This window comes from Methylocaldum sp., from assembly GCF_039794385.1.
In the GTDB taxonomy this organism is placed as follows: Bacteria; Pseudomonadota; Gammaproteobacteria; order Methylococcales; family Methylococcaceae; genus Methylocaldum.
The window spans coordinates 1-7,421 of record NZ_JBDIVO010000239.1 but is presented as its reverse complement, the minus strand read 5'-3'; the positions used below and the strand labels follow the sequence as shown (position 1 = coordinate 7,421).

Sequence of the window (7,421 nt, the reverse complement as noted above, 5' to 3'; positions counted from 1 at the left end):
CGAGATCGCCTTCGGCCTGGGCGATGCGCGCCGAAAGCACGTCCTGGGCGATCCGAACAATGTCCGCCGCCGGGACGCCGGCTTCCGTCAATCCGGAAAAATCCGCCGTTTTGGCGATCCCGGTCAAGGCGTCGAGTTCGAGCCGTGCGTCCTGCGGCGCTCCCTTGGCCGCCGCCGCAACGCCACGGGTATAGCGCCACATGGCTTGTACGTACGGGAACTCCGAGCCCGGATCGGCCATTTTCAGGACCGTTTCGGGCGGACTGAACTGGGCGTGGGCGAAGTATGGCGCGGCCTTGACCGGTTGTACCCACGGCACCGCACGGACCGTCTCGTCGGACAGCACGCCGGCGAGTTTCTCCGCCGCCGCGAGAGCGGTTTTGCCGTCGCCCGCCATCTGCGCCGAAACCATCAGGAAATGAACGTTGTGCGGATAATAGCCTTGCGCGTAGATGCCCTTTGCGCCGGTCTCCTTCAAATATGCCTCGTCGACTTCGATGGCGGCGCGATTGGCTTCGAGAGCGTCCCGATAGCGGCCCAGCCGGTAGTAAAGGTGTCCCGGCATGTGGACCAGATGTCCCGCGCCCGGCATCAGACCGGCGAGGCGTTTCGCATAAGGTTCCGCCCGTTCGGGCCGGTCGGAAGCCTCCATCATATGGATGTAATAATGAATCGCGCCGGGATGGTCGGGGTTGTTCGCCAGCACCCGCTCCAGGACCTCTACGATTTCCGCCGTGCGCCCCTTGGGTTTGCGGCCTTGGTCAGCCCAGTAGTCCCAGGGCGCGAGATCCATCAGGCTTTCCGCGTACAACACGGCGATCTCGTCATCCTCGGGGAAACGCTGGGCGAGTTTGCCCATCGCCGTGGCGTAGGCTTGGTCCAGGCGCTTCCGGTCGGTCTTCGGATTCTTGTCGTAGCGTTTCGCGAGCGCCTCGATCAAGGCTTGCTCCTTGGGGCTCGCGTGCTTGGCAAGGGCTTTCGCCCGCTCGATCGCGGCCCAGGCCGGGCCGACCGCGGAAGGCTCCATCGGCGCATTGATATTCGGTCCCAACACCAAGGCTTCGCCCCAGAAACACATGGCGCACTGGGGATCGAGTTTCTGCGCCATGCGGAAGGCCCGTTGCGCCTCCAGATGGTTGAAGGCATAGGCCAATCTCAAACCCTGATCGAAATATTGCTGGGCGCGGGTGTTGCTCGTGGTGATCTTGTAGCTCAGCGTGCCGAGGTTGTCCCACAGGGGCGGTTCGCTATCGACGTAGACAGCCTGGGCGGCAGCCGTGTCCTTGGGATAATGCCCCGCTTCGGTGTGAACATGGCCCGTCGTTTCGGCGGCAAGTGCCGGTTGCGTGCCGATCAGCAGCGAGGCCAGCAGGCCGATGCCGACGGTATCGGAAAATTTCATGATCCCCTCCTCGTTAAGCTTAGGCTTGAATGCGTTCCGTCGAACGGGAAACGCGATTATCGTAAAAACGACCGTTCATTGCTTAGGCGTAAAAACCAAACTCTCGGGTTCCGGGTTTGGTGATTTCCGCTCGCTTTTGTTTGCCGTTATACCGAAGCGGTCATATTGTGGCAGTGAAATTGTAACAACGGCTTGCGCGAAAAGGCCTCGCTGAGCCAGAATAACCTTTCGACACGCTCTGAATATTTACTCGTACCCGATCCGATCCATGAACCTCCGTCACTTCGCCATTCGTCGCATCGTCGCCCTCGTGGTGGTCGTCGTCGTGCAAGTGGTGATGCGCGCGCCGTCGTGGGTTGGAGATGAGTAAGTAAACGACCTGATTCAACAACCCCCGCCGGCGCAAGCCGACGGGGGTTTCTTTTTTGGGGCCTCCGCCGGACTCCGGCTCTACCAAGGAGAACCCCATGACGATACTATCCGGCGCCCAACTCACCGTTCGCCTCCTCGAGCGGCAGGGCGTGCGCGTCGTTGCCGGCATTCCGGGCGGCGCGAATCTGCCGATCTACGATGCCTTGTCGAAATCCGCGCAAATCCGCCACGTCCTCGCCCGGCACGAACAGGGCGCGGGCTTCATTGCCCAAGGCATGGCGAGGGTCACCGGCGTTCCCGCGGTGTGCATGGCCTCGTCCGGACCCGGAGCGACCAATCTGCTGACCGCTATCGCCGATGCCAAGCTCGACTCGATCCCGCTGGTGGCGATCACCGGCCAGGTGCCGCGCGGGATGATCGGCACCGACGCCTTTCAGGAGGTCGACACCTACGGCCTGACGATTCCGATCACCAAGCACAATTTTCTGGTGGACTCGGCGGCGGAACTGCTCGAGGTGATGCCGAACGCCTTCCGCATCGCGGCTTCGGGACGTCCGGGGCCGGTGTTGATCGATATTCCCAAAGACGTGCAGACGGAGTCGATCGACGTGAACGCATGGCCCGAACCCGGCGCGCCGGACCCGGCTCCGCCGGTCGATATCGCGCTCGTCCAGCGGGCGGCGGATCTGATCGAGGCGGCGGAGCGGCCGATTCTGTACCTCGGCGGGGGCATCATGCACGCGGGGGCGTCGGAAACGGCGTCGGCCCTGGCCGAAAAATCGTCGCTGCCGACCGTGATGACTTTGATGGCGTTGGGCGCATTGCCGGTGGACCATCCGCTGTCGCTGGGCATGCTCGGCATGCATGGGGCGCGCTGTACTAACCTGGCGCTGGACGAATGCGATCTGCTGATCGCCGTCGGTGCCCGTTTCGACGACCGGGCGACGGGCAAGGTCGCGGCGTTCTGTCCGCACGCGAAGGTCATTCACATCGACATCGATTCGGCCGAGCTGAACAAGATCAAGACGGCCCACGTCGGCATCCGGGGCGACGCGGCGGCCGTGTTGCAAGAACTGCTGCCGAGAGTGCCGGCGCAAAACCGCGACTCGTGGCTGGCCCGCGTCGCCGAATTGAAGCGGATGTTTCCCCTCGTCACGCCCGGCATAGCCGACCCGCGAACCCATTACGGCTTGATACGCGCCGTGGCCGAGAACCTCGACGACGAGGCGATTGTCGCAACCGACGTCGGCCAGCACCAGATGTGGGTGGCACAAAGCTATCCTCTGCGCCGCCCGCGCCGCTGGCTGACCTCGGGCGGCCTGGGCACCATGGGCTTCGGCCTCCCGGCCGCGATCGGCGCGGCGCTCGCCGAGCCGGACGCGGCCGTGGTCTGTTTCTCCGGCGACGGCAGCATTCTGATGAACGTGCAGGAGCTGGCGACCGCCGCCGAGGAGGACGTCAACATCAAGGTGGTGCTGATGAACAACAACGCTCTCGGTTTGGTGCACCAGCAGCAGACGCTGTTTTATGGCAAGCGCATCTATGCGTCGCGGTTTCGTGCCGCGCCGGATTTCGACCGGATCGCCGAAGGCTTCGGCCTGCGCGCCGTCGATCTCGATACGGCGGAGAACCCGAAGGAGGTCCTGCACCAAGCGCTGACCACTCGCGGCCCATGCCTGATCCACGCCGGGATCGACGTCGAGGATCAGGTATTGCCCATGGTGCCGCCCGGTGCTGCCAACATAGAGATGATCGGAGGCTGAATCATGGACGGACAGTCTTTATTCGAACAACGGACGTCGGCGCGGACCGTGCTGGAGCTCGACGTCGTCAACCATCCCGGCGTCATGTCCCACGTGGTCGGCCTGTTTTCGCGCCGCGCCTACAATGTCGAGGGCATCCTCTGCATGCCGGTGGGTGCCGGCGCGACCAGCCGAATCTGGCTGCTGGTCAATGAAGACGCGCGCCTCGCGCAGATGGTCAAGCAATTGGAAAAGCTGGAAGATGTCCTGAGCGTACGGCGTCATGGCGCGGATCACGAAGTGTTCGAGCGGTTGGAGGAGTTCTTCCGCTAGAGCGTTTGGTGGCGGCTGCTTGTGAGCCACCGTCTTGCGCGTCGATCCCGTTTGTCGGCAAAGGATTGCCGACCTACGAACCGGCGTCGCTCGGTAGGCCGGGAATCCTTTCCCGGCGCAGAGGGTCGGCGAGTGCGTTCGTCGGCAAAGGATTGCGGACCTACGACCTCCACCTTTCAGGCAGACGTTCTCTAGTTCGGGAGTTCCGGCCAGTCTTATGCCCACACCGCGAACGATGTGACTGATTATCGAATCTTGCCGACCGGGGTTCTCAAGCGTAATCTGGACCTGAGCCGCAGATCCAAGTTGACGGACCGAGGTTTGGCAAAGATTTAGGAACTCGTAACATTCAGAAGGACTCCAAGTTTGCGGGGCTGCATGCCAAGGAAGGGCGCAAACGACGGTCCGTTGCGGCTGTTTGCAGACCAACCTTCGAAATATAGGGAGTTTGCCATGTATACCAAGTTCGCTCCTAGGCTTGGCAGGTTCACATCTTTTCTTTTCGCGGCTGTTTTGTTGTGGTCCGCGAGTTGGGCGGCAGCTGCGAAGGAATGCTGGCTGGATCTCTATGATAAGGCGGATTACCAAGGTTCCCACGTTCGCTTGAAAGGACCCGTCGAACTGTCCAACCTCAAGTCACTGAGCGGCGAGGACTGGAGCAATCGCATCGAAAGCCTGGTTGTTGGTCCGGATGCGGAGATTTATGCCTTTCGGCAGGAAAATTTCGAGGATACACCCCAGGGACCGATCTATCACCAGAAAGAGCTTCAAGCTTTGGGAGAAAAGGACATCGGGAGTGCCCAGGATTTGAAGATCAGTTTCGGGCCCGGAACCAAGGAACACCATCTGGGCGACCTGAATTTCCACCGCAATATCAATTCGCTAAAGGTCCAGTGCCGGCGGTGAGACCGGGGCGTGCGGTTTGAAGAGACCCATTGTCGGCAAAGGATTGCCGACCTACAACTACGATTTCTGCGACCTGCCCCAAAGTAGGTCGGGAATCCTTTCCCGACGCCGACGGGCGGCCAACGGCTTACGTCGGCAAGGGATTGCCGACCTACAACAGTGGGAGCTGGGTTTAGCCCGCGACTCAATGCCATTCGATATCGCGGGCTAAAGCCCGCTCCACAAGATCCTCCATGATCCGCCGTTCAGAACTGGATGCGGTGTCGCAACCGGGAGCAGGTTAGCGCCCAGTCTATTCGCCGACGATCCGGTCGACGACGATCTTGTAGCTGCCGTTATCCTCGGGCGCCACGGCTTCACTCAAGCCTTGCAGGTCGCCGGCCTCGGCTTTCGGCTGTCCGCTCTTCGAAATGCGCGCCCCGATCACGATGCGGTCGGCGGTAGAGAGCGTCATGCCCTGCATCATGGACATGGAGTCGTCCAGCACGACTTTTACCGGCAGGTCTTTTGCCTGCTTGCGGACGACCGCCAAAGGCATGGGGGGGCCTTCGGCCGCACGGGCGAAGACGAAAAGGGCATCGTCCGGCGCAACCCGGCTTTTCAGATTTTCCGCCAGGGTCACCGTAACGCGGATCTGTTTGCCCGCGCCCTTTGCGGCGGCGGGTTCCGACGGCGTTGTTTGGGCGGGGAGTCCTTGGACCTGGGCGATGTATCCCTCAATCTGCTTGGCCTCTTCGCTGCCAGGCCCGAATTGCTTTTTCAGTCTTTCCCAATACTCCACGGTCTTGGCCGCGTCCTTCCGTTCGGCGGCGGCGATTCCCGCCATCCAGAGCGCGGTTTGGTGATCGGGATTCTTCTTCAGGATTTCGTCGACGATTTCGGTCGGCTTGCCGGCCATGCTGCCCTGATGGGTTTCGGCCAATGCCTGGGCATACAAAGCCTTGACGTCCAGATCCTCGGGGGCGAGCTTGAGGGCGAATTCATAGGCCGTTACCGCCTTGTCCGGCTGATCGGTCGCTTGCAGCGAGCGGGCCAGCAATACCCAGCCCTCCAGATCGTTCGGCTGCTTGGCCAGCCTTTCCGCCAGCTGGCGTATGCTGTCCTGGACACCGGCCATGTTGTTCGGCGCACGTGCGCCGATCAGGTCGATGCGGCCCAGCGCGAGGTAAAGCGTCAAGGCCAGTACCGGAACGATCGCTAGCGTGGCCAGGACGGCCGAGCGGCCGCGGGTGCTCGACTGAGCTTTCGTCTCTTCGGCAGCCTCGAGATCCCCGAGCAGATTCCGTTCGGATTCCGCGGTCAGGCGCTCCAGATCCTCGGGGCTTGCCGCTTCCTGGGCGAGTTCGGTTTGCCGCTGCCGGTGCAGAAGGAGATTGAGCCGCGCCCGGTTTATCCGCCCGCCGCCGGTTTTGCCGAGGAGCGCGGGAAGGAAAAAGACGTAGCCCACTATCAGAAGCAGTACGGCCGAAAGCCAGAAACCCGTCATCGATATTTACCCTTCGAGATTGTTTCGAAGCCGCTCCAGGCGCTTCTTTTCTTCATCGGTAAGCGTCAGGTCCTCGCCCGTGTTGCGGCGTCTCACCTGTCGCCATAGAAAAGCGCCTCCGCCGGCCAGAAGCAGGAACGGCCCGACCCACAGAAGAGCCGTCGTCATTTTGAAAGGCGGGCGATAGAGCACGAAATCGCCGTAGCGATCGGTCAGGAATTTGACCGCTTCCTGTTCGCTTTTGCCGCTTTGGATGATGGTGTAGACCTCGTCCCGCAGGTCCTTTGCAAGATCGGCATCGGAATCGGCCAGGGACTGGTTCTGGCAGACCAGGCAGCGAAGCTCTTCGATCAGGCGCTCGTAGCGCTGTTGCTTGGCCGGATCGTCGAACTCGCGGATTTCGATGGCTTGAACGGTAAAGGGAAGAATCAGCAGGAACGGCAGTAACCGATGCATCATGAAGACTTGGCCTGTAATTGGCGGATCAGGGGGAGTAGTTTCTTTTCCAGGATTTCGGGCGTGATCGGTCCGGTCTGCTTGTGGCGGATGATGCCGTCGCGATCGACGACGAAGGTTTCCGGCACGCCGTACACGCCCCAGTCGATGCCGGTCTTGCCTTCGGGATCGAAGGCGCTCGCGGTATAGGGATCGCCGAAGCGCTGCAGCCAGGCTAGGGCGTTGTCCCGATCGTCCTTGTAGTTGAGGCCGTAGATGGGAACGATGTTCTGCTTGGCGAGTTGCAGCAGCACCGGGTGCTCTTCCCGGCAGGACGTGCACCAGGACGCCCAAACATTCACCAGACTGACCTGACCCTTGAGATCGTCGCTGCTCAGGGTCTTGCCGGCATCCGCCACCTGGGGCAGGGCGAACATGGGCGCGGGCTTGCCGATGAAGGGCGAAGGCACTTCCTTGGGATTCAGAGTCAGACCGATGCCGAGAAAGATCACCATGACGGCGAACACGGCCAATGGAATGAGATAGCGCATGACGGGTTATGAATATGCCGTTACGGAAAGAGACGTACTATAAATCAAGTGCTATGTAGCCCGGGATAAGCCTGTCCTAAGTAAAGTAGGTCGGCAATCCTTTGGCGACAAACTGTCGGGAAGGGTCGTCCTGGCGCTCCAATCGCAAACGGTCATCCCAGGAGCGCTGGGATGACCCTTCCAATCGCAAACGG

At 61.4% G+C, this 7,421-nt stretch carries 7 protein-coding genes; 3 read left to right on the top strand and 4 right to left on the bottom strand.

Annotated features, from left to right (window positions below):
• Positions 1-1,402 (bottom strand): tetratricopeptide repeat protein (locus ABJK70_RS17405; RefSeq protein ID WP_347258597.1); only part of this gene is annotated, 1,402 nt, incomplete at its 3' end.
• Positions 1,403-1,869: 467 nt separating this feature from the next.
• On the opposite strand from ABJK70_RS17405, the gene ilvB reads away from it, so the two are divergent.
• The 3 genes from ilvB to ABJK70_RS17390 all read left to right on the top strand — a co-directional run bounded on the left by ilvB (position 1,870) and on the right by ABJK70_RS17390 (position 4,755).
• Positions 1,870-3,537 (top strand): acetolactate synthase large subunit, encoded by a 1,668-nt coding sequence (gene ilvB / locus ABJK70_RS17400; protein WP_347258596.1) that lies wholly within the window; start codon positions 1,870-1,872, stop codon positions 3,535-3,537.
• Between the two features lie 3 nt (positions 3,538-3,540).
• Positions 3,541-3,849 (top strand): acetolactate synthase small subunit, encoded by a 309-nt coding sequence (gene ilvN / locus ABJK70_RS17395; protein ID WP_077732769.1) that lies wholly within the window; start codon positions 3,541-3,543, stop codon positions 3,847-3,849.
• Positions 3,850-4,302: 453 nt separating this feature from the next.
• Positions 4,303-4,755: a beta/gamma crystallin domain-containing protein gene (locus tag ABJK70_RS17390; protein ID WP_077732770.1), complete on the top strand. Its 453-nt coding sequence runs from the start codon at positions 4,303-4,305 to the stop codon at positions 4,753-4,755.
• A 292-nt stretch (positions 4,756-5,047) separates the two neighbouring features.
• On the opposite strand, the gene ccmI is transcribed toward ABJK70_RS17390, so the two are convergent.
• The 3 genes from ccmI to ABJK70_RS17375 are packed head-to-tail and all read right to left on the bottom strand — an operon-like array spanning position 5,048 to position 7,227.
• Complete coding sequence (ccmI, locus tag ABJK70_RS17385) at positions 5,048-6,241, bottom strand: c-type cytochrome biogenesis protein CcmI (protein WP_347258595.1); 1,194 nt, start codon at positions 6,239-6,241, stop codon at positions 5,048-5,050.
• A 6-nt stretch (positions 6,242-6,247) separates the two neighbouring features.
• Positions 6,248-6,700, bottom strand: a complete 453-nt coding sequence (locus ABJK70_RS17380) for a cytochrome c-type biogenesis protein (protein WP_346425861.1) — start codon at positions 6,698-6,700, stop codon at positions 6,248-6,250.
• Positions 6,697-7,227 (bottom strand): DsbE family thiol:disulfide interchange protein, encoded by a 531-nt coding sequence (locus tag ABJK70_RS17375; protein WP_347258594.1) that lies wholly within the window; start codon positions 7,225-7,227, stop codon positions 6,697-6,699. Before ABJK70_RS17375 ends, ABJK70_RS17380 begins: the two co-directional genes overlap by 4 nt.
• Between the last annotated feature and the right edge of the window lie 194 nt (positions 7,228-7,421).